This window comes from Bradyrhizobium sp. USDA 4454 (genome assembly GCF_054822705.1).
In genome coordinates this window covers 1,314,613-1,334,900 of record NZ_JBTRCN010000001.1, presented here as the reverse complement: position 1 = coordinate 1,334,900, position 20,288 = coordinate 1,314,613, and the positions used below count along the sequence as shown (strand labels likewise).

The following is a 20,288-nucleotide window of genomic DNA, read 5'->3' as shown; positions in this document are numbered from 1 at the left end:
TGAGAGGACGGCTCGCGAGCGCGGCTCCCCTCATCCGGTGAAGCTCGATGATGGCGGCCTCAAGTTGATAATCCTCAGCTCTGCAAATGCTATGCCGTCGTAAAACGGGGGCCCAGGTCCTGGCGCGAGAACGCCTAAGGAGCGTGATTGTCGAGCACCGTCGGGCGCGTCGCGCAATCTTTCTGGGACAAGCCCTAAAGTGACAATCGTCTTTGCTGGTACCGGCGGTCGGGAGTGCAAAGCTCAAGGAATCCCTGTCGGAAAACATACAAAGCCCAACGCGCCCTTCCATGCACTGGTTCACCTCGAACACGGTCGTCAGTTTTTATGACATAACTTTTAGCCAATCCGAAAGCTCTCATCATAAGCAACGACACTGCGTTGCAAGATCAATACAACGAGCGTCACTAGCGCGGGCTTTCCAGATCAACACCTAGCTTTATTCGGCACTGTCGCGGAGGCCAAGGCCCCTTCATTCGTGCGGTGTGCGCGAGGCCTCGGGCTTTGCGTCTGGCTTCTCCGCAAGCGCTTCCGTCAGCCCAATGAGCTCAGCGAACTTCCATCTCGTTATCTAGGACAGATTGCGCCGAATGCGACGATGCTAGAAGCTGAGCAGGCTGAACGTGCGCGCGGGGATCTCGCGGACGAGCCGGGACGTAATTAAGTCCCCGCTGATGACGAAAACGACATCTCTGCCGATAAAGCGGCGGGGGACGATTGAGCCGTAGTGAAAGGTGATGACCGATGGGACGGCGGTCGCGCGCAAGCCGTCAATGCCGGTCCAACACTTGCGAGATCCCATTTATTCCCAACTTCAGGCTGGTGATTTCCTACGCCGTGCCAAATGTCTTCGTATTTCAGGTGATCCGGTCTTAGTGTGCACTGACGAAGATCACCACCATTTCGGGTCGAACGGCGAGAACATCAGTTCCAAACGTTCTGGGCTTTCCTTTGATAATGGATATCTGGCCCGTGGGCTGGGTTGTCTTTGGAGCAATCAGCTGGATGTCCATGTCGTTCTCGTCGACACCGAAAGGGGCCGCGCGGTGCCGCGACGACATCAATTCAATTAGCTCTGCGATCGCTTGGCCGGGTCCAGGACAGGTGCCCTCGACATCAAGGCGCCCGCTGGTATTGTTCAAGTGCTTATACCCGCGACTTGCCGAGGTCGCCGCTCTGACCAGCTCGAACGGCGCTGGTAAGGAACGAGTATAGTAACCAAAGATCGATTAATATCGTCGCGGCCATCACGCTATACGCCCATGCGCTCTGCATTAGATTGAGCTCGATCAGAGCCCGTGACAAACCGAAGCCCACGATCCAAGCATCAAAGCTCATGCAGATGCGTCGAAATATCTCCGGATCAAGTCGGCGAATGACGTAGGATCCCAGTGGGATGCCGAATACAACGCTGGGTACCAAGACATGGAGAAGAGCGCCGCTTTCGGAAATGAACAGACCGAGCTTGTGATAGACGAACGCGGTCACGCTCGATTCCGCCACGCGTACCAGGGCAAGGCCGGCGCGAAATTCGTTTTTAACCAGGCCCTGATTGTTAAACAGCATCGCCAAGGGCGGGCCGGAGATAGTCGTCACCGAATAGAGGATGCCCAGCATCGATCCGAATGGCAGACCGATCAGCCAGCTTGCCTCGATAGGGCGGCGCCAACCGGCTGCTTGCAGCAGGATCAAAGGTAGAATGATCGTGAAGGTGGCTAATTTGATCCAGCCGGGCTGCAGTGAAGCCAATGCATAACCGCCAACCGCAATGCCCGGCAACAGTCCAACCAAGATAGGAAACACGCGCCTCCAAACCGCCGGTACGCCCTTCAGATTGATGACGAGCACGTAAACGTTGACGAAGGCTTCGACGATGACAATGGCAGGATTGAGAATGCGATTGGTGTAGAAAACCAGCGCAAGCGGCACAGTGAGCGACGAAAAACCGTAGCCGATGGCTCCGTTTACGAAAGCCGCAAAACACGTCGTTGCGGCCAGGAACCAGATAGAAGCATCAAACCCAGGCATTTCCTTAACTTTCTCACCCCGGAGGGCGCCCAATCCCGCCAGGGAATCAGACATAAACATTGGTCTTCAAGATTGCGAAAGATTCTGACCACTCGCTTACGAAATGCGGCCGTCTTGATAATGGCGATGACCGTAGTCAAGTGCGGAGCTTCAACATTTGCTCCCTGTTATGGGCTGCAGTTGTGCAACAGAAAGTGGCGCTGTACTTCCCTCTACCCAACTACATCACTCAGCATGGGCCTCTGATTGCTCCACCAACGGGTTTCGTATCGAAACCTCAACTGCGTCGGCATCCGTATAAGTGCGGACAACCAGTTCTCCGACCCCACAGAATTTCCCTTATCGGCAGCACTTGAGGCGGATCAGACTGGAGTTCGTCTATTTCAGCTAGCAATTCAAACGCGATCGGATGAGAGAAAGTAAATTTTCTATCATCGCAATTTGCGACGATGCAAAAGCTGCTTTTGCTCGAGAACACATTAATTCACTCCGCGCCTTGCGGTGAGCCGGCGTTCGGCTGCGGTGAATGTGCGGCAATTCATCGTCGCGAAGCAGCATCGGATTGCTGATGTGTTCTTCAAGCGCCCGATACACACCAACCTCGGCAGCAATGGCGCAAAGATCTCGATGAAACGGAGCGTTACGCCTCTCCTAAGGCTCCGCCGTTCACCACGCCGATAGCTCGAGATGATCTTCTCTCCCTTCTATGAGGTAGTCCTTTGCCGCGGGTTAACGATAGGTCGACAAGAGCACCACGCGAGCGATCATCCTTCGGTCCCGTCGCGAGTTTCAGGGCGCATCAGATCACCACGTTGTGCAAGAAGCGTACCTATCGTAGAGCCCCAATCGGTCGATCCGGCCTGATCCTGGCGTCATTGCTCGGCCGGCTGGGCCTCGGCAGCGCTGGTGAGGTCGAACATGGGGCCCTTCTTCGCCTGACCGACACTCGCATCGGCACGGTGATCGGACGCGATCGCGACATAGACTGCCGGCAGGACGAAGAGCGTGAACAGCGTGCCGATAGACATGCCTGCGACGAGCACCAGCCCAATTGAGAAGCGGCTCGCGGCGCCAGCTCCTGTTGCCGCCAACAAAGGTACCACGCCAGTGACCATCGCCGCCGTCGTCATCAAGATTGGACGAAGTCGGACGCGAGCCGCCATCTCTATCGCCGAGCGACGGTCTAGTCTCTCCTTGAGCTGCAGCTCGTTGGCGAACTCAACCATCAGGATCCCGTGCTTGGAAATTAAACCAACCAGCGTCAGCAGCCCGACCTGAGTGTAGATGTTCATCGTCGCCCAGCCAAAGAATAGTGGTATCAAGGCGCCGACAATTGCCATGGGTACACTGATCATAATAATGAGGGGATCGCGCAGACTTTCGAACTGCGCCGCAAGCACCAAGAATATGACGACCAGTGCAAATGCGAAGGTGATGGCAAGTTGGTCGCCCTCGTGCACATATTGCCGCGCATCGGCAAGGAAGTCGTGGCTGAAGCCCGCCGGCAGCTTCTTTGCCTCTGCTTCCAGGAAGTCGACGGCTTGACCGATCGTGACCCCAGGCATCGGCACGGCCTGAAAGGTCGCGCAGTTGAGCTGGTTATAGTGGGTGAGCGCGTTCGGATCAGTCGCAGTCTCCACCGAGACGACGGTAGATAGCGGAACCATCGAGCCCGTCGCAGTCTTTACATAATAGTTCCCAATCGCTTCCGGGGCCATGCGTTTCTCGCGCGGCACCTGCGGGATCACCTGGTAGGAGCGGCCCTGCAGGTTGAAGCGATTGATGTAGTTTCCGCCAAGTAGGGTGGCCAGCGCGTCGCCGATATTCCGCATGGTGATGCCAAGATCGTTGGCCTTGGACCGATCGACCTTGATCCGCACGATGGGCTGGTTGAACTCGAGGTCAGAGTCGCTAACCATGAACAGACCGCTCTTGCGCGCGGCGTCCTTCAGTTTCGACATCTGCTCATAGACGGATTGGAAGCCAAGCGTTGAATTGATCACCATCTGAACGGGCAGGCCGTCCGATCCGCCTGGAAGCGCCGGTAAGCTAAAAGCAAATGCGTTAATGCCTTCGATTTTCGACAGCTCGGCTTGAACAAGGGACCTAAGCACGATCGATGATCGTTTGCGCTCGTCCCATGGCTTCAGCAACATTCCGGCCATACCTGATTGGGAGCCGCCACTACCGTTGAGCACGAAGCTCAAATCGGTCTCGGAAAACTTTCGGAATGCCTTTTCGAGCTTGGCACCGTAATAGTCGAGATAGTCGATATTGGCATATTTCGGTGCCTTCGTGAGTGCGAATACGATACCTTGATCCTCTTCGGGTGCAAGTTCCTTAGAGGTATGCGCATAGAAAAAGCCGACAAGGCCCAGCATGGTCAGCGCAAACAGCCAGGTAATTGGGCGATAGTCGAGCGAGCGATCAAGCTTGCGGCCGTACCAGCGTGTCATGGCAGCGAACACGCGTTTCGCGAACCTTGCAAACCGCCCCTCCTCGGCGCTCTTTAGAAAGACCGAGCACATCATCGGCGACAGCGTCAAAGCGATCACGCCAGACACGATCACCGCCCCGGCCAGCGTGAACGCGAACTCGCGGAACAGCGCACCGGTGAGGCCACTGAGAAAGCCGATGGGTGCGTATACGGCCGCCAACGTAATCGTCATGGAGACAACGGGGACCACGATCTCGCGCGCTCCCCTCGTGGCGGCCTGCAGGGGCGGCGCCCCTTCCTCTAGATGACGATGGACGTTCTCCACCACAACGATCGCGTCGTCGACCACAAGACCTATCGCGAGCACCATCGCAAGGAGGGTCAGGAGGTTGAATGAGAACCCCAGCGCCAGCATCAAGCTGCAGACGCCAACGAGCGACAGCGGAATGGTGACGACGGGAATGATGACCGATCGCAGCGAGGCCAGGAACAGGAAGATGACCACCACCACGATCGCGATGGCCTCGATGAGGGTCTTCTCGACTTCATCGATCGACGATTGGATGAATTTCGTTGAATCGTAGGCCACTTTCATCTTGAGCGATGGCGGCAGGTTACGCTCCATTTCTGGAAAAAGCGCGCGAACACCTCGTACTATGTTCAGCGGATTGCCTTGTGGACCCGCCTGCACGCCGATGACGACCGCGTGCTCGCCGTTCATGACGGCACTAACGTCTGTCGTCTGTGCGGCAAGCTCAACTGTTGCGATGTCTTCAATGCGCACAAAGCCACCATCATTGGCTTTAACGGTCATGCGCTTGAAGTCATCCACACTCCGTAGGTCGGTATTTGCCGTGACGTCGGAGATAGTGAAATATCCCTTGGTCTGGCCGGCCGCCGCCTGGAAGTTATTAGCGGCGATTGCAGCCGAAACATCAGCCGGCGAGACGCCGCGCCCTGCCATTTTCGCCGTATCGAGCCATAGCCGCATCGCAAAACTTTGGCCGCCCAGGATGTCTGCCGAGGCGACGCCGTCAACGGTTGACATAACCGGTTGCACAACACGCGAGAGATAGTCGGAAATCGCGCTGGCCGTCAGTTCCTCGCTGGAGAAAGCGATATACATGACAGCGGTGGCCTGACCCGTTGCCTTGGTGACGACTGGATCGTTTGATTCCTTCGGGATTAAATATTTGATTGAGTTGACCTTAGAAAGCACCTCGGTGAGCGCCTCGTTGGGATCGAAATTCAGCTTTACGTAGACTTGGATCGTCGACGCACCGAGTACTGATGAGGAAGTGATGTAGTCGACGCCCTCGGCGGAAGCGACGGCCTGCTCCAGTGGAGCGGTGATGAACCCCTGGATCATGTCGGCGGAGGCGCCAGGATAGGAAGTCGTGATATTGACGACCGTATTGGACAGCTTGGGATACTGCCGGATCGGCAGAACGGTAGCCGCGCGAAGTCCGATCAGCAGGATCAGGAGGCTGAGGACGACAGACAACACCGGGCGTTTGATGAAAAGTTCGGTAAATGCCATCTCGCCTCGCATTCAAGGTAACGCAAATCGCGAGCAGGTCATGCTGCCCGCGGCTAATGCGCGTAAAATTTGGGAACTGGAAACGCCCGATCCAAAGGCACACGCTCCCAAGCAGGGAGCTCAGTCCTGCGCTTGTTACATCGTGGTTGCTGGGATGAAGATCGGACCTACCCTTCTCATCACTGACCGCGACCTCGAATTGCGGGAGCACTTCCCAAGTTAAACATCCATGTCTTTTTTGCGTCTAAGCAGCCTGCGGGCCGCCTCAAGACGTGGAATTGGGCTCACCTGTTTCCATGCAGTTTCATGCTCAGACCTGATGGAACGCAACGACCTCCAGCAAGGATTCAAGCCAGCTCAAGGCTTCGCTTCGATCGCTCGTTCGAATGATCCGCTTCGGTGTCGAAAGTAGAAACGATTTGACGGATGCTCAACTCTACAAAGGTGAGTGGGTAATATAGGATGGGCTATCAAACCTATACCAAGGTTTTGTCAAAGCGGAACGCTGAAGCCTCATCGCCCCCCTCAACACCAGTGAAAAGCTCGCCGGGTTGGAAAACCGATCTTTTGACTCCGCGCGGGCGCGGCCTGCTGATTCTACGCACGTCGCGCGCCTTCATAAGGACATGATAACTGCACCAAAGAGGTCTTCGGACCGAATTCACGCTTCGAGCTACAGAACGTGAAAGGAACGTCTGCGGAGAAGTCCGAAGCGCGGGCGCTAAAGCATGACCGAACCTTGCGGGAGCGGCAGACAAGCTATAACGATGCCAGCATGCCGCGCCGCCGTCCCTTTGTAGCGGGGCCTGTAGCTCAATGGTTAGAGCCAACCGCTCATAACGGTTTGGTTGCAGGTTCGAGTCCTGCCGGGCCCACCAATTTCGTCAACAAACACAACAATAATAACATGTGAGAGACATTTCGAACGACTCAATTTGCTCTCTTTGGAGCGGCGGCTCGATTTCGTTTTAAGAGGGACTTGTCACTGAGACGACGGCCGAATTTCCCGATTTTTTCGCCGATTTATAAGCTTGAGATAGCCGAGGGTAATGCCTCCAGGAAATCTGCCTTATGAAACCTGCTGGTCGACGTGGCACAACAGCCGGTGATCCGGGCTGGTCGAACTGCGTCTCCTACGGCACGGCGGTTGGCAAATCTGCCGTGCGCGCGAACACATCCCGATGTGGCTCCTGCGCGCCACAGGACCCCCATCGCATGATCGCACCGGCCCTTTCTGTGCTGCTGCAAACCAGCGAACGCCCTGGATCAATGGCCCGCCGCCGCCTCGCCGAATGCCTTTGGCTAAGCGGCCAAACTTGACGGCAAGCAGCGGACTTGCGTGCGCCCACCGAACGACAGCAGCTTCGTCGACATGTCGATCAGGCTCCCTAGTCCGCTGCGGTCCCCTCTCAGCCCGCTCGACATGCAGATGCTGCTGCTCGGTGGCACCGGCATGTCATCCCGACATGTGGCATGATCAGCGCCGATCATATTGCCCACCACGCGGGCGATCGTGATCATGCCGACTGCGATCATTCCCCCTTAGCCCATCGGCCGGTTCCGCATTAGTTCTTGAGCCACCATCGATATGATTAGCTGGCTTTGGCCTTCACGTATCTGCCGGGCGCCGCCTCGCCCGGAGGGTAGAGGTTACTCCCAAGTTGGGAGCGTGCAGCCAACGCTCCTCCGTCCAGAACTTACGCCACCCCATCCAGTTGTTCCACCAGCTCTCCGGCTTCTCCTCCGCATGGGCGAGCCAGGTCTACGGCTCATCGCTTCGATTGGCCGACAGCCAATAGCTTCTCCTGTTCCTGGATGCAGGATTGATCGCGCCGGCAATATGTCCGCTCGCGCCAAGATTAAAATGAACGTCTCCACGGAATAGCCAGTAATCTGGTAAGCAGAGCGTTCCAACACGTTTCTACTTGAGGGCTTTCCCACAGACGACACAATGGCCATCGACGAGCGTAAAAACATGCCGCTGCCGCTCCCTGCACCGGCCTTATGGCGACCAGTAATATCAATGAGTGAAATTGTTGATTGCCAAATTCAATCCATACAAGACTGAAGGCCAATGTGACGATTGCCGCACCGACCACGCATTCTGCGGCCCAACTTTAGGCACTACGCACCCGTCGTCAGTACACAAGCGGCCTGTTGCCCCGAATACGATATCCTATTAACACCATAGTTGGTCTCACGGATGAATTCGTCGAACCCGTACATTTCCGCAGCGGTTACAAGTTTGCGCAGGTGTTCATTTGCAATGTCCTGCTTGCTCAGCATTGTCGAGAAAGATTTGGCTACCTCTCTGGAAGATTTTGCTAACCGATCAATTGCTGCCAATAGGCGATGATCAACCGTTTCTTTCATCGCGTCATTCTTCTTGACTACACAAAATCAATTGCTCTCGCCGATCCCGACGAAATTAGCTCATCGATCCTGTGAAAAGCGTAGCTTTGAAAAAGCATTCTATGAGACAGGTAAGAGCGACCCGATTTCGGACCATAAGAACAACTGATTTGCGGCTGCTGCGACCAAATCCAGCAAAGTGCAAGATTGACAGGGTGCAATTCGAAGAATGGGCGCCGAATTTGGCCCGGCCAGCAGGCGGCTAGTCGCGCCGGTATCGGATGGGGGGTGATCCAACTCTGCTGCTGGTCCTGCTGCTGGTCACCGCAGACACTTGACGATGCCGATGATCGGGTATGTCGATGATCATCACCAACATGATGATGATGCGATGATGCCGTCGAACAGCATGTTCATAATGCCGACGATCAGTTGATCATCGAGTATCTGGCACTTTGGCCTCGATCCCGATCGGCGTCCAATTCAGTCAGGTCTCCGCCGCGCTAGGGCATGATCCGGCTGGTAGGCCGGTCCGAGCGTATCCTGGCGTCCAACGAGATCGAAAGCGTCGTTTTCGATCACCAGAAGCGCAACGTCTGCTTCACCGTACCATTTGGCGCTTCGGTACTGCGTCGGTAACGAACGCTCGCAGTCTGACAACGGGACGACCCGCCGTACTTCCTGAGGTCAGACTTCCGCTCAACAGACTTGTAATCCTCGTTCGCTGAGCCCGAGGTCGCACCTGACGAGCCCGTTCGTCGATTGCGCGTCTGGCCGCGGAAGCGCGTCCAATTCTGCCGTGGCCTTGACGCTTCTCTACCACCTCTACAATCGCACTCTTCAGCCCAGGGGATGCATCCCTGCCTCACCAACGCCATAAGCCCTCCATCCCCAGTGCTCATATCGACGCCGTGCCCGCCGACGATCCTGACGGGATGCTCGTTCGTGTCTTCCTCAACGAGTCCTTGGGAAATAGCCAAAGCCGAGGTCTCGAAGGCAACGGATTCTTTCCGATGAAATGAACCGGCGTCGCCCTTCGCCTGAACGTTTCAAATTGTAGCGATCGTTCGCGGCACTCGTTCACCGCCGCCGGCCAACATTCGAAGCACACGCGAGAGCTTTTCCCGCGCACGAAGAAACTTTGCCGCAGGCGCCGTGCCTGGCCGGCGCCAAAATGGAAGTGCGACGTGTCCTCGGCCCATTCAAGCATTTGCAGGCGGAAACTGCCTTATCGGGAGTGCCACGTGATCGTCTCAGAACCGGAAGATCCGGCGGCCCCGGGCACCGTCACCTGTATCGATGCCGAGACCGGCACGTTCATTGCTAACGCTCGGATCGCCGATCGGTACGATCGTCCGATCGGGGACGAAGAGGTCACGTGGATGGTCGGGGGAGCGTACCGATTGGCCTCAATCGCGGTGGATTTGGAGACGGATCTCTTGTCTCGCCGCAGCAGGCGCATTTCGGATATGCTGCGGACCCGCCGACGTCTCTGGCGTCGCCACTGCCGCGTCCGATTGCACGCTCTCGGCTGATTTTTTTTTGCGCCGCCCGCGTCATGCAGGGCCGAACCATTAAGATCTAGGGCACGAATGTAGCGCGATCGCGGCCGCTTCGGAGCGGCTGAAAAATCATCCGGATCAGGCTCGTCTGGACCGACCTCGGTAAGGATGGGTTCTTCGTCGAGTGGACGATTGATGATGGCGAGAGCTTGGGCAGCAGCATAGACCCGTAGCCGTCGATTCTTCTGATTGAACGCGCCGCTAAACACCGGGCAACGCATATAGCGCGCTGGTAATGCGTCGAGCTCCGAGCCTTGCTGCTCCATTCGGACGGCGAACATGCATGCGCGAAGAGAAGAGGTGCTCAATATCGCGGACCATTGTGCGGTTTTGCGTGCCTCCCCGGAGGTGTCGGCAAATTGTCCCAGCGACTCATAATTGCCCGGCGCAGCCAAACGGATTCTCTGTCGAAGCCAATATCAATTACCGGATGGTAGGCCGGAGTGGCCGTCCGGCTAGAGATGCGACCAATAATCGGGATTGCCTTTTATGTTTTTGGGTTTCTGCGTGACAACGGAAGCCACGGCATCAAAAGCGATATGGCCATATGTGTTTTTGTGCCTTAAGCTGGATCTCTAATGCTCAGGAGGTTGTCAGCATGGATGGTGCAGACTCGATGTCTGATTTGGTCGACTTCGCATTCGAGGTCGCTGGAAGCGCAGGTACTCACGCCACCGAATGGTTTCGACGGCCGATAGACATCAACACGAAGGATGACGAGAGCCCCGTTACGGAGGCAGATCGGCGTGTCGAGGAAGCCATCAGAAAGGCGATTTCCGCTCGATTTCCAGAGCATTCGATTTTCGGTGAAGAATACGGAATCCAGGGTGATCTCGATTCGCCTACGTGGGTGGTTGATCCCATAGATGGCACGCGCAGCTTCATTTCCGGGTCTCCGCTTTGGGGAACGCTGGTCGCGCTCGCTATCCAAGGGCGTTCACAGATTGGGGTCGTCGAGATGCCCGCATTGCGGGAACGCTGGACGGGCGCAACCGGCCTGGGTAGCTGGTTTGTCAACTCGAGCGGCATTCGCACAAAATGCCAAGTTCGCGACTGCCGGCGCCTCGCCGACGCGAACTTCTACACCACGTCGCCCCTCTATTTTGCAGACTCAGAACGCGATCAAATCCTGGGCATCAGCCAAGCTGCCCGGATGTGTCGCTTCGGCGGTGACTGCTACAATTATGGATTGCTTGCATCGGGACACATCGACCTCGTCATCGAGACGCGGATGGAGCCTTACGATTTCATGGCGCTGGTGCCGGTGATCGAAGAAGCCGGCGGCATTGTCACCGACTGGGAGGGAAAGCCGCTCACGATCACCTCCGGCAAGCGGGTCATCGCTGCAAGCACGGCAGAACTCCACGCCGAAGTTCTGCCGTTGCTATAGAAACGATGGAAGCGCGGCTGAGTCGGGCAGTTGCGTGGAAAGATGGGCGCCAGCATCATGTCGGTTGGACGCATCGGGCCTATTGTCGTATCGCGTGCCCGAAGCCGATGATGGAACAGTTTAAAAGCTGGGAGCATCTATGTGGCAAGAGGAACGGCGGCGTCACATTCAGTCGATGTTGACAACGTTCGGCACGCCAAGCGTTGATCGGCTGACGGAAGATTTTGGAGTATCGCGTGAAACGATACGCCGCGATCTCATGGAGATGGAAGAAAGTGGAGAACTCCGCCGGGTCTGCGGCGGAGTCGTTCCGGTTGCGGAGGACAACGGAGGGGCTCCCTACCAAGTGCGCACTGCCGTACGTACCCGCAAGAAAAGAGTGATTGCCAAAGCGGCCGCAGGAATGGTCGAGGCCGATTAGACGATCATTCTCGACGCGAGGCGCGACAACCACCCTCGCCCAACGTTTAGCTCAGATGGAAGGCCTTCCTGCCGTCACCAACTCTCTGAATGCCGCCAAGGGCATGACATCCTCGGGCGATTGTATACAGCGGAAACCGGTGATGATCTTGGGTGGGGACAGACGATCCGCCCGCAAGGTCCCCTTCCCGCATGTAGGCGATCACCTGCGCCGTTTCCTTGGCGAGAGAGATCGATGAGGTGCGGTGGCGGTGTATACCGACGAACTGACGATCGATTCTAATCGGATGTGCTAACCCATCATAGCAACCCGCCTCGTCCCCTTCCAGCGACTCACGTGCTGTCAAGAAAATCTGAAACCAACCCAGTTGTGAGCTGCGGCGGAGGCTCTAGCGACCGCTTGCGGCTCGCGCCATTGTGCCGCCATCGAATTGCTCAAAAGTGAGCGGAGCACGCGTCCGATGTAGCGCAGCGCTGTGCTGCCTTTGCGGATACGGCCGCGCACCCGGATCGCTCGTGGGCACGTGCATGCTGCTGCGCGATTGTCCGCGGAAGTCGCTGCCGCCCTCGTCATTGCCGTCATCCTTGAAACTGCTCTGCCCGGCCCAGGCCTAGATCAACGTGCCATTCACACTGAAATGTTCGCCCGACAACCATCCCGGGGCATTGGTGATCTCCACCACTTTGTTGAACAGCGCGACCACCGCATCGTGCTAGATCAATCGCTCGCAGTTCTTACGACCGTAGCCGGCCGTTTACTGATCCAGCATGACGTCTGGATAATCGGCCTTGCGCCGAGCTCAGGGCGGTGTCGCTCATGATCGCTCCATCGGTTGCATCGGGCGACGAATCGGACCGACGGCAGTGCGCGCACGCCCTCGCATCCCGCGCGTTCAGGCCGGCGCACGATGGCCTCCCCCCACAGCGTCGCTGCGGTAGCGGCTGGTCGAGGTCTGGTAGTACTGAGCGCGGATGGCCACCATGACCTCGATCAACGCGCCCCACGGCGCGGGAAAGCGTTCTTCCGCTATCACCCCGTGCAGCATGCGCGTATGGCCGGCCAGCTCGTCGTTAAGAAACTCCATCACAGGCATAGCCGGATAGCGCTGCAGCAGCAGGATCGCGGCGTTGTCGGCCTCGCCGGCCGACGTGTCCTTGTCCCGTCCGTGCAGATCGTTCTGTAGGCGCCCTATCGCGGAGATGAGTCGCAGGACCTGACGAAACGCCGGACGCGCGCGCAAGGTCGCCATGTCCAGCCCCCACAGCAGCGACAAGCAACAGAACACGTTCACATAGGCGATCGAATCGATGCCGTTGTGCAGGTACTCGGCGTAAGACCAGCGTTCTGCCTCTGCCGGCCGCGCCTGTCCGGCGCGCAGCGCAGCGCAGTAGCGCCGGGTATCGTCGAGAAGCTGAGCATAGTCGCGACGATCGTAGGCAAGTGCCGCCAGCGAAGCGCGCAGCACAGAGCAGCCCTCGAATCCGGGGAGCGCGCACGGCTCGCCCTGCCCCAGCGCCTTCTCCACCGCGGCGAGTTGTTCCGGCGCGATCAGGCCAAGGTCGTTGCAATCGTCGAGCCAGAACAGCAGCGCCAATTCGCGATAGAACGCCACGATCAGCGTTTCGTCCTGCGGATCGCGGCCGGTGCGGGCGCTGGTGTCGCGTAGGCTCGGGTGGATGCACTGCAGGATGTACTGGCCGCCCCTGACCGCTTCCATGGCATGCTCGTCGGCGAACCCGGTCAGGGAACGCCCCCACTCCAGCACCTGCTGCAGCGCGCGTTGGGGCTGGATCATGGCGCCGCTCCTGCTTTCTCGGCCTGGACGCGCCGCCCCCAATGAAGCGACAGCCACAACCCGGCGAGTTCGGCCACGCGCACGACCCGGGTGGGGCAATACAGTTCCTTGCCGATCCACAGCGGCGTTTGCGGCAGTGCATGCGCCGCATGGCGGGCGAGCATCCACTCCAGCGCACCCGCGACCGCCTGCGCGATGCGCCAGCGCCCTGTCGGCTCTTCGCTGCCGTCCATCACGCGCAACGCAAACAACGCATAGGCGGTTTCCTCGAATGTGGACGCGCGACCGGCGCCCCAGCCGCCGTCGTCGCGCTGCGCCTGTATCAGCCCCGCCAGCGCGCGCTCGTCGCGCCACTGGGGCTTGCCTTGCGCCAGCGCAGCGATCGCATGCGCGGTGGGATACAGCCACGAAACGTGCCATTTTTCGTTGTCCCATAGACCATGCGGGTTGCGATTGGCCTCAACGTAGGCGCTGGTGCCGGCGGCGGGCTTTCCCAATAGTCGCAAGGCATGCAGGGCATGGATGTTGGTCGACACCGAAGCATTTCGCTCGCCTGGGAAGGTGGCGAACAGATCGCCAATTTCGAAATGGCGTAACGCGTCGACCGGCGGGTCACGGCCAGCAAGGTGCAGGACGCATAACGCAACGGCGGTGTCGTCCGCATCGGCCGCGAAGTGCAAGGCCGGGCCCAGACCGCGCCCGCTCAGACGCGCGTCGAGCTGCGCGACGATCACGCGCACCGCCTCGGCGAGCGCGGGATGCGCGAACAGCCCGGCCAGATGCAGGGTGTACAGCGACCAGCATGGCTCGAACACATTGATCGGCCAGACATTGGGAACGACACCTTCGATGCCGCTGCGCGTTGCCCGCGATGCCGTCTGCAAATACTCGTCGGCGCGCGCGACCTGCGGCGTGTTCCCCTGTGTCATGGCATGCGCGCGCCACGCGGCGGTGGCCGCCGGACTGATGCCAACGCTGCCGTCCTCATCCGGGCGTGCAGTGGTCGGCGACGTCCCCCAGGCTTCCCAGGAGTGCAGCAGCGGATGGCCGCTCGGCAACGTCGCGATCGCCGCCAGCTTGACCAGGCACGCTTGCCGCAACGGCAACAGCGCTGGGTGGCGCGGAAACGTCACGCCGCCCAGCAAGGATGCCGCCTCGCCGCAAAGCTGTGGCAGAATGAGTTCCGCGCCGATCGGCGCGTCTTCCGGGACTGCATGCGCATAGGGATCGGGCTGGCGCTGGAGGAACCGGCTTGCAGCCTGGACTGCGTCGGCAGCGCCGGAAAGAGGGCAGGCGCGCTGGAATGCCAGTAATGCCGCCCACGTAGGCGCATAGCGGAACAGCGGGAAGTCCGCGCTTCCCCATCCGCCATCGGCCTGTTGCTGCGCGATGACCCACGCGTATGCGTCCTGCCGACCGGTGACTTTGCCGTGAAACCGCAGAGCTCGCGCCGTGTCGTAGACGGACGGACCGACGCTGCCGCCATCGCTCATCTCGCCTAGCAGACGACGCAATTCGGAAAGGATCTGTTCGGACAGCGCGTTCACGCGGGATGCCCCTTCTGCAAACGGATGGGCAGACGTCGCGCATGTCGCCGCGGGCCGTCGTATAGGCAGTGCCGGACGGCCGCCCTGCTCCGGCGCGGGCGCCCCGATGCTGGCGCCGGCCCGCCGAATAGGCTTGCGCGCAGTGCGCCGCGCGCGCCGCGGCCGTGCGGGGCAACCGCTGCGATCGGTGCCGGAGACTTCGCACATAGTGCAGCTTGCACCGCTGCCGCCAGCCAATCGCAGCGGCACACGGGCATCTCCAAGCGGACGGGCACGCTCATGCGCATGGCGCGTGCTTGAACAGATACGCGTTGGCCTGCTGCAGGATTTGCGCCAAGCGTTCTGTACCCGGCCCCAGCGGCGCGATGGCCTCCCCGGCATCGCGCAACAAATCCAGCGCGAACTGGCGCGCTGCCTGCAGTCCCATGATCGACGCGCAGGTCGGCTTCTGCGCCGCCGCATCCTTGCCGGGGGTCTTGCCCAGCGTCGCGGTATTCGCTGTCACGTCGAGAATGTCGTCGATCACCTGCAACGCCAGGCCGAAACAGGCGCCGTAGCGATCGAGCGCACAGTACAGCCGAGCGTGCGCGGCATCCTCCGCGATGGCACATAGCGCGCCCATGCGAACGGACGCGCGCACTAGCGCTCCGCTCTTCATCCGGTACATCGCCACGATCCTGTCCAGCTCCACGTGCTTTCCAACCAGCGACAGATCGATGGCCTGCCCGCCTGCGGCACCCTCGGCGGACACCGCCTGCGCCAGTTCGCGCACGAGCGCGATACGGTGGTCGCCCGGCGCATCCAGGCTCGTCAGGGTCAGAAAGGCGTGCGCCTGCAACGCATCGCCGACCAGGATCGCAGTAGCTTCACCGAACTTGACGTGCACGGTCGGAAGGCCGCGGCGAAGCACGTCGTCGTCCATCGCCGGCAGATCGTCGTGCACCAGGGTGCAAGCGTGCATCATCTCGATGGCAGCGCCGACGCCCTCGAGCATGTGCGCCGGCGTGTCGGACAATGCGCCGGCAGCCAGGCAGAGCAAGGCACGGGTGCGCTTCCCGCCATGCAAGGTGGCGTAGCGCATCGCGGCCATCAGCTCGGTCTCGCCGTCACGTTCGACAAAGAGAAGGCGCGCCAGCACCTGTTCGACCCGCTTTGCACCGTCCTGCATCCAGATCTCGGGCAGCAGCCCGCCGGATGCGCCGCGCGCCGGCGCGCCCAATCCGCCGAGCGCGGAATCACCAGTTCTGTCGTCCTGTGGCGTGGAACCGGTCTGCATGTTGTTCATGTCCTTGTCTCCGACAAGCGGGCCACCGAGGTGTTGTCGGCGTCGCACCGTGGGCGCGCCGAGTGCAGCGTTGCCGCGCGGCGCCGGCGCCGCTGCCTCGCCACATGCGCTTGCGATGCCAGCTCATGAGAATCCGATGCGCATAGTCATGGACGGATGTGCGGTCGGGTAATAGCGCCGGCCTTTTTCGGCGTCGCTCAGCAACCGCGGCCGCACCCCGGCCTCGTGCATGGTCAGCGCCAAGGCGATGCAGAACTGCACCAGTTCCAGCCATGCCAGGTGGTAGCCCATGCAGACGTGCGGACCGGTACCGAACTGCAGCATGTCCATCGGCCGGATCGGCTCGGTGCGTTGCAGCCACCGCGCCAGCCGAAACTGATCAGGCGCCTCGTGCAGCAGCGCCGAGGTCGAGAAATGCAGCAGCGGGACGCACAGATCGGTGCCCGCGGGAATGCGCCGTTGGCCGACTCGCAATTCACGCACTGCGCGACGCACCAGGAGCGGCGTCGCCGGATGTACGCGCAGCGTCTCGCGGAACAGCGCCTCGGCAACCGGACACTGCGCCAGGTCCGCGTGCCGGGTCGGCACCGCACCCACGCGTTGCGCCTCCTCGACCAGGGCGTCCCACAGCCCAGGCTGCCGCGCCAGCTCGATCACCATCCAGGCCATCGTCGAGGCGGTGGTGTCGTGCCCGCCAAGCAGCAGCAAGCGGATATTGGCGACCAGGACGTCATCGGAAAGCGCATCGTTGCTGCGATCAAAGGCGCTCACCATGTCGTTGATCAACCCGGTGCGCGAGGCATGTTCACGCGCGGCGCGGACGAACTCGCGCAACCGCGCATCGATCCAGTCGCGGGCGGCGCGGCCGCGCCGCAATGGCAGTCCGGGCAGGTCGACCGGGGGCGCGACGATCAGCTGCAGCAGTTGCCGGTATTTGCGATGCCATCCCGCCAGGTCCTGCGCGGGGATTCCCATGAGACTGAAGATGAGCTTGAGCATCAGATCGCCGGTTTCGCGCAGGATGGTTACGTCGCCGCGGTCGCGCCACCTCTGCACGCGCGCCCGGATGACGGGCGCGAACAGCTCGCCGATGCCGGCCTGGGTCAGTCCCTTGGGCAGAAGCGCCACCTGGATCGCGTCGCGCGCCTGCCGGTGCGCGATGCCGTCCTGGGCAACCAACGTTCCGCCAAACAATTCGGGCGCGATGTCTTCGATCAGCGCCGAGGACACGTCCTTGTGCCGGAGCAGTGCGAGAGCGTCCGGATCCAGACTGGTCATCAGATGTCCGGCAGGGCCGAAATCCAGCCAGAAGTGGCTGCCCAGCGTCCGTTCCGCGCGCCGCAGCAGGCGCGGCAGGTCGCAGACGACGGCGGGAAGATGTCCGACCAAGGGGAAAGCGCCCGGCACGACCGGGATGTCGTGCCGCAGCCGATGCCGACGGTTCAGCGGGTTGAGCAACATGTCCATCAGCAGCCCCGCGACGCGTCCGCTTCGGCGGTCTTGCCGGAAGGCCGCGCGGCGCGGCTGTTGCCACCATCGGCGTACGTCGGCACATGCGCCAGCATGCCGCCGTCGATGCACACGACCTGGCCAGTAATGAACGCAGCATCGTCGGAGAGCAGGAACGCCACCAGCGCGGCCACGTCTTCGGGGCGGCCGACGCGCGGCAGGAGCTGGTGCCGGCGCAGATGCCATTGCGTGCACTCGTCCAGCTTGGCGAGGAGACGATCGGTCATGATGAGACCCGGCGCAACCGCGTTGCAGCGGATCTGCGCATGACCGTACTGGGTTGCAAGCGAGGCGGACAGCATGTTCATCGCCGCCTTCGACGCGGCGTAGGACGTCTGCGCGGTGTCACCGCTGAGCCCCTGGCACGACGACATGTTGACGATCGCGCCACCACCGCGGGCGATCATCCGTGGGATGGCCTGCCGGCAGCAGAGCAACGTGCCGCGCAGATTGGTCGCCATTGTCTGATCCCAGACCGCCAGGTCGAGGTCGAGGATCGCTCGGTCGCGCGGAGTCAGATGCATGGCGCTCGCGTTGTTCACCAGCAGGTCGACCCCACCGAAGTGCCGCTCCGCCGTTTCGAACAGCGCAGCCACCGCCTGCGCATCGGCGATGTCTGTGGCCGAGGCCAGCGCGCGGTCCGCCTCGGATGCAATTTGCGCGGTGCAGGCGATGGCCGCCGAGCCATCAATGTCGGCGACCATTACCCTGCCTCCCTCGCGCGCGATAGCGAGGGCGCATGCCTTGCCGATACCGGCGCCGGCACCGGTCACCACGGCCACCTTGTCTTCAAATCGTCCCATCGTGCCCTCCTGGGTGGCGTTGGTCTCTTGCGGCATGCCGCTCGGCCTCCAGTGTAGAAGGCACAGGGTCGGCGCTGCCGCGCTCGTCATCGCCAGCGTCGCTTTCGATGACCCGAATGGCGGCGACTGGGCACTGGCTCGCCGCCAGCCTCAAGGCGGCGTGCAGCGCGTGCGGGACCGTCGCCACGCATACTTCGGCCACGCCGTCCGATTCGCGCTGACGAAAGGTGCCCGGCAGCGTCAGCACGCACTGCCCGCTGGTTCCGCACAGATCCTGGTCGACCACGACGCGCATCTCAGCTCCGCTGCGCATGCAGCCGCACCGGCAGCGCGCGGAACGTCCGAAGGAACGCGGAGGGCTCCCGGGTCGGCTGCCCGGCCAATGCCAGCGTGGGGAAACGGGCCTGGATCCGCGGCAGGCTCTCGGCCAACTGCACCCGGGCCAGTTGCGCACCGAGGCAGAAGTGAATGCCGTGGCCGAAGCTCAGCATGATCTGCCCGTCGGTCGACATACCTGGACTGGTGCCGTAGAACCGCGCCGGATCGAAGCGATCGGGATCGGCGAAGGCGTCCGGGTCGCGATTGCCGGACGCGATCAGCACGCGCACGTCCGTGTTCTTCGGGATCATCACGCCGCCCAGTTCGATGTCGCGCTGAGCGATACGCGGAATGGAGCTGAACATCGCGGGCGCGTCGCAGCGCAGAACTTCTTCGACGAACGCCTTCACCCCCACGGTGTCTCCCTGCAGCCAGTGCCTCTGTTGGGGATACGCCAACATCGCCAGGACCGCATGGTCGATGGTGGCAGCAGTGGTGGCGAAGCCGCCGAGCAGCATGCCCCACAACATGCTGATCAACTCCGCATCCGACAGCGTGTCGGCATCATCGTCGTGTGCGCCGACGAGCATCGACACGATGTCGTGGCGGGGATCGGTGCGCTTGCATTGTATGAGGCCGCCGAAATAGGCCTTCACTCTGGAACTGGCCGCGTCCGCCGCGGCGAGCTGGGAATCGCTGGCGTGCGGGCTCAGGCCTTCCAGAATGGCGCCGATGCCGGCGGCGAGCCCGAACATGTCGTCCTGGGGCATGCCAAACAGTTCGGCGAAGACCAGCATGGGCAAGGCCAGCGCGAATTCCCGATGCAGGTCCACGGCCTCCCCGCGCTCCAGTGCGGGCGCCATGCCGTCCAGGCGCGCGGCGACGATGCGCGCGATGCTCGGCCGCAAGTCGTCGATCTGGCGCATGGTGAAATCGCGCGAGATCAGCCGGCGCAGACGCGTATGCGCCGGTGGGTTCTTCATCGCTAGCGTGGACGCCAGCAGATTGAGCGACAGGCTTGTCGCCGCATGCGGGAAATAGCGCGCCAGTTCGCCTGGCGCCGGTCCCCGAAACGCATCGCCCGTGGCCTTGAGCGCCCAGTAAATGTCGGCGTGGCGGCTCAACAGAAAGAGGCCCGACGCCGCGCGATGCACCGGATCGTGCTCGCGCAACCACCGCATGAACGGATACGGGTCGTGGATGCACGCCGGCGACGCCAGTTCGGCGAAGGCGTCCCGGTATGCTGCCCTGGTTTCTAGCACGTGCATCCTGATTACCTGTCGGGGGCTTGATCTAACCGG

At 60.9% G+C, this 20,288-nt stretch carries 15 protein-coding genes, 1 tRNA gene and 1 pseudogene; 3 read left to right on the top strand and 14 right to left on the bottom strand.

What is annotated here, in order from left to right:
* Window positions 1–872: 872 nt before the first annotated feature.
* From ACVIW0_RS06255 to ACVIW0_RS06245, 3 genes are all read right to left on the bottom strand, one after another.
* Window positions 873–1,142 (bottom strand): hypothetical protein, encoded by a 270-nt coding sequence (locus ACVIW0_RS06255; RefSeq protein WP_461351540.1) that lies wholly within the window; start codon window positions 1,140–1,142, stop codon window positions 873–875.
* A gap of 4 nt (window positions 1,143–1,146) precedes the next feature.
* Window positions 1,147–2,082: a sulfite exporter TauE/SafE family protein gene (locus ACVIW0_RS06250; protein ID WP_461351539.1), complete on the bottom strand. Its 936-nt coding sequence runs from the start codon at window positions 2,080–2,082 to the stop codon at window positions 1,147–1,149.
* An 818-nt stretch (window positions 2,083–2,900) separates the two neighbouring features.
* Window positions 2,901–6,005, bottom strand: a complete 3,105-nt coding sequence (locus ACVIW0_RS06245) for an efflux RND transporter permease subunit (protein WP_461351538.1) — start codon at window positions 6,003–6,005, stop codon at window positions 2,901–2,903.
* An 802-nt stretch (window positions 6,006–6,807) separates the two neighbouring features.
* On the opposite strand from ACVIW0_RS06245, the gene ACVIW0_RS06240 reads away from it, so the two are divergent.
* Window positions 6,808–6,883, top strand: a tRNA-Ile gene (locus tag ACVIW0_RS06240).
* A gap of 424 nt (window positions 6,884–7,307) precedes the next feature.
* Here ACVIW0_RS06240 and ACVIW0_RS06235 read toward each other — a convergent pair.
* The 3 genes from ACVIW0_RS06235 to ACVIW0_RS06225 form a co-directional block, all read right to left on the bottom strand.
* Entirely contained in the window at window positions 7,308–7,541 is a 234-nt protein-coding gene (locus ACVIW0_RS06235; protein ID WP_461351537.1) for a hypothetical protein, read from the bottom strand.
* A gap of 588 nt (window positions 7,542–8,129) precedes the next feature.
* A complete protein-coding gene (locus ACVIW0_RS06230) occupies window positions 8,130–8,378 on the bottom strand; it encodes a hypothetical protein (protein WP_461351536.1) in 249 nt (82 codons plus the stop codon).
* Between the two features lie 1,207 nt (window positions 8,379–9,585).
* Window positions 9,586–10,314 carry a hypothetical protein gene (locus ACVIW0_RS06225; RefSeq protein ID WP_461351535.1) on the bottom strand — a complete coding sequence of 243 codons (729 nt, stop codon included), beginning with the start codon at window positions 10,312–10,314 and terminating at the stop codon, window positions 9,586–9,588.
* Window positions 10,315–10,517: 203 nt separating this feature from the next.
* Here ACVIW0_RS06225 and hisN point away from each other — a divergent pair, with 203 nt between their 5' ends.
* On the top strand, window positions 10,518–11,309 hold the full coding sequence (gene hisN, locus ACVIW0_RS06220; protein ID WP_461351534.1) for a histidinol-phosphatase: 792 nt from the start codon (window positions 10,518–10,520) through the stop codon (window positions 11,307–11,309).
* Between the two features lie 139 nt (window positions 11,310–11,448).
* Window positions 11,449–11,730 (top strand): DeoR family transcriptional regulator, encoded by a 282-nt coding sequence (locus tag ACVIW0_RS06215; protein WP_461351533.1) that lies wholly within the window; start codon window positions 11,449–11,451, stop codon window positions 11,728–11,730.
* Window positions 11,731–12,177: 447 nt separating this feature from the next.
* Here ACVIW0_RS06215 and ACVIW0_RS06210 read toward each other — a convergent pair.
* The 8 genes and pseudogenes from ACVIW0_RS06210 to ACVIW0_RS06175 form a co-directional block, all read right to left on the bottom strand.
* Window positions 12,178–12,442 (bottom strand): annotated as a pseudogene (locus ACVIW0_RS06210) (IS5/IS1182 family transposase); the annotation flags it as partial.
* Window positions 12,443–12,622: 180 nt separating this feature from the next.
* On the bottom strand, window positions 12,623–13,525 hold the full coding sequence (locus ACVIW0_RS06205) for a terpene synthase family protein (protein WP_461351532.1): 903 nt from the start codon (window positions 13,523–13,525) through the stop codon (window positions 12,623–12,625).
* Window positions 13,522–15,072 (bottom strand): hypothetical protein, encoded by a 1,551-nt coding sequence (locus tag ACVIW0_RS06200; protein WP_461351531.1) that lies wholly within the window; start codon window positions 15,070–15,072, stop codon window positions 13,522–13,524. Before ACVIW0_RS06200 ends, ACVIW0_RS06205 begins: the two co-directional genes overlap by 4 nt.
* Window positions 15,073–15,349: 277 nt before the next feature.
* Window positions 15,350–16,348 (bottom strand): polyprenyl synthetase family protein, encoded by a 999-nt coding sequence (locus tag ACVIW0_RS06195; protein WP_461357256.1) that lies wholly within the window; start codon window positions 16,346–16,348, stop codon window positions 15,350–15,352.
* A gap of 132 nt (window positions 16,349–16,480) precedes the next feature.
* A complete protein-coding gene (locus ACVIW0_RS06190) occupies window positions 16,481–17,824 on the bottom strand; it encodes a cytochrome P450 (RefSeq protein WP_461351530.1) in 1,344 nt (447 codons plus the stop codon).
* Window positions 17,824–18,669, bottom strand: a complete 846-nt coding sequence (locus tag ACVIW0_RS06185) for an SDR family oxidoreductase (protein WP_461357255.1) — start codon at window positions 18,667–18,669, stop codon at window positions 17,824–17,826. The genes ACVIW0_RS06190 and ACVIW0_RS06185 overlap by 1 nt, the downstream gene beginning before the upstream one ends.
* On the bottom strand, window positions 18,656–18,964 hold the full coding sequence (locus ACVIW0_RS06180) for a ferredoxin (RefSeq protein WP_461351529.1): 309 nt from the start codon (window positions 18,962–18,964) through the stop codon (window positions 18,656–18,658). The genes ACVIW0_RS06185 and ACVIW0_RS06180 overlap by 14 nt, the downstream gene beginning before the upstream one ends.
* A gap of 1 nt (window position 18,965) precedes the next feature.
* Window positions 18,966–20,255 carry a cytochrome P450 gene (locus tag ACVIW0_RS06175; RefSeq protein ID WP_461351528.1) on the bottom strand — a complete coding sequence of 430 codons (1,290 nt, stop codon included), beginning with the start codon at window positions 20,253–20,255 and terminating at the stop codon, window positions 18,966–18,968.
* Between the last annotated feature and the right edge of the window lie 33 nt (window positions 20,256–20,288).

Coding starts and splice junctions, on each gene's coding strand:
- ACVIW0_RS06235 (WP_461351537.1), bottom strand. CDS start 7,541: ATGATCGCAGTCGGCATGATCACGATCGCCCGCGTGGTGGGCAATATG.
- ACVIW0_RS06215 (WP_461351533.1), top strand. CDS start 11,449: ATGTGGCAAGAGGAACGGCGGCGTCACATTCAGTCGATGTTGACAACG.
- ACVIW0_RS06195 (WP_461357256.1), bottom strand. CDS start 16,348: ATGCAGACCGGTTCCACGCCACAGGACGACAGAACTGGTGATTCCGCG.
- ACVIW0_RS06250 (WP_461351539.1), bottom strand. CDS start 2,082: ATGTCTGATTCCCTGGCGGGATTGGGCGCCCTCCGGGGTGAGAAAGTT.
- ACVIW0_RS06230 (WP_461351536.1), bottom strand. CDS start 8,378: ATGAAAGAAACGGTTGATCATCGCCTATTGGCAGCAATTGATCGGTTA.
- ACVIW0_RS06245 (WP_461351538.1), bottom strand. CDS start 6,005: ATGGCATTTACCGAACTTTTCATCAAACGCCCGGTGTTGTCTGTCGTC.
- hisN (WP_461351534.1), top strand. CDS start 10,518: ATGGATGGTGCAGACTCGATGTCTGATTTGGTCGACTTCGCATTCGAG.
- ACVIW0_RS06175 (WP_461351528.1), bottom strand. CDS start 20,255: ATGCACGTGCTAGAAACCAGGGCAGCATACCGGGACGCCTTCGCCGAA.
- ACVIW0_RS06185 (WP_461357255.1), bottom strand. CDS start 18,669: ATGGGACGATTTGAAGACAAGGTGGCCGTGGTGACCGGTGCCGGCGCC.
- ACVIW0_RS06205 (WP_461351532.1), bottom strand. CDS start 13,525: ATGATCCAGCCCCAACGCGCGCTGCAGCAGGTGCTGGAGTGGGGGCGT.
- ACVIW0_RS06190 (WP_461351530.1), bottom strand. CDS start 17,824: ATGGACATGTTGCTCAACCCGCTGAACCGTCGGCATCGGCTGCGGCAC.
- ACVIW0_RS06180 (WP_461351529.1), bottom strand. CDS start 18,964: ATGCGCGTCGTGGTCGACCAGGATCTGTGCGGAACCAGCGGGCAGTGC.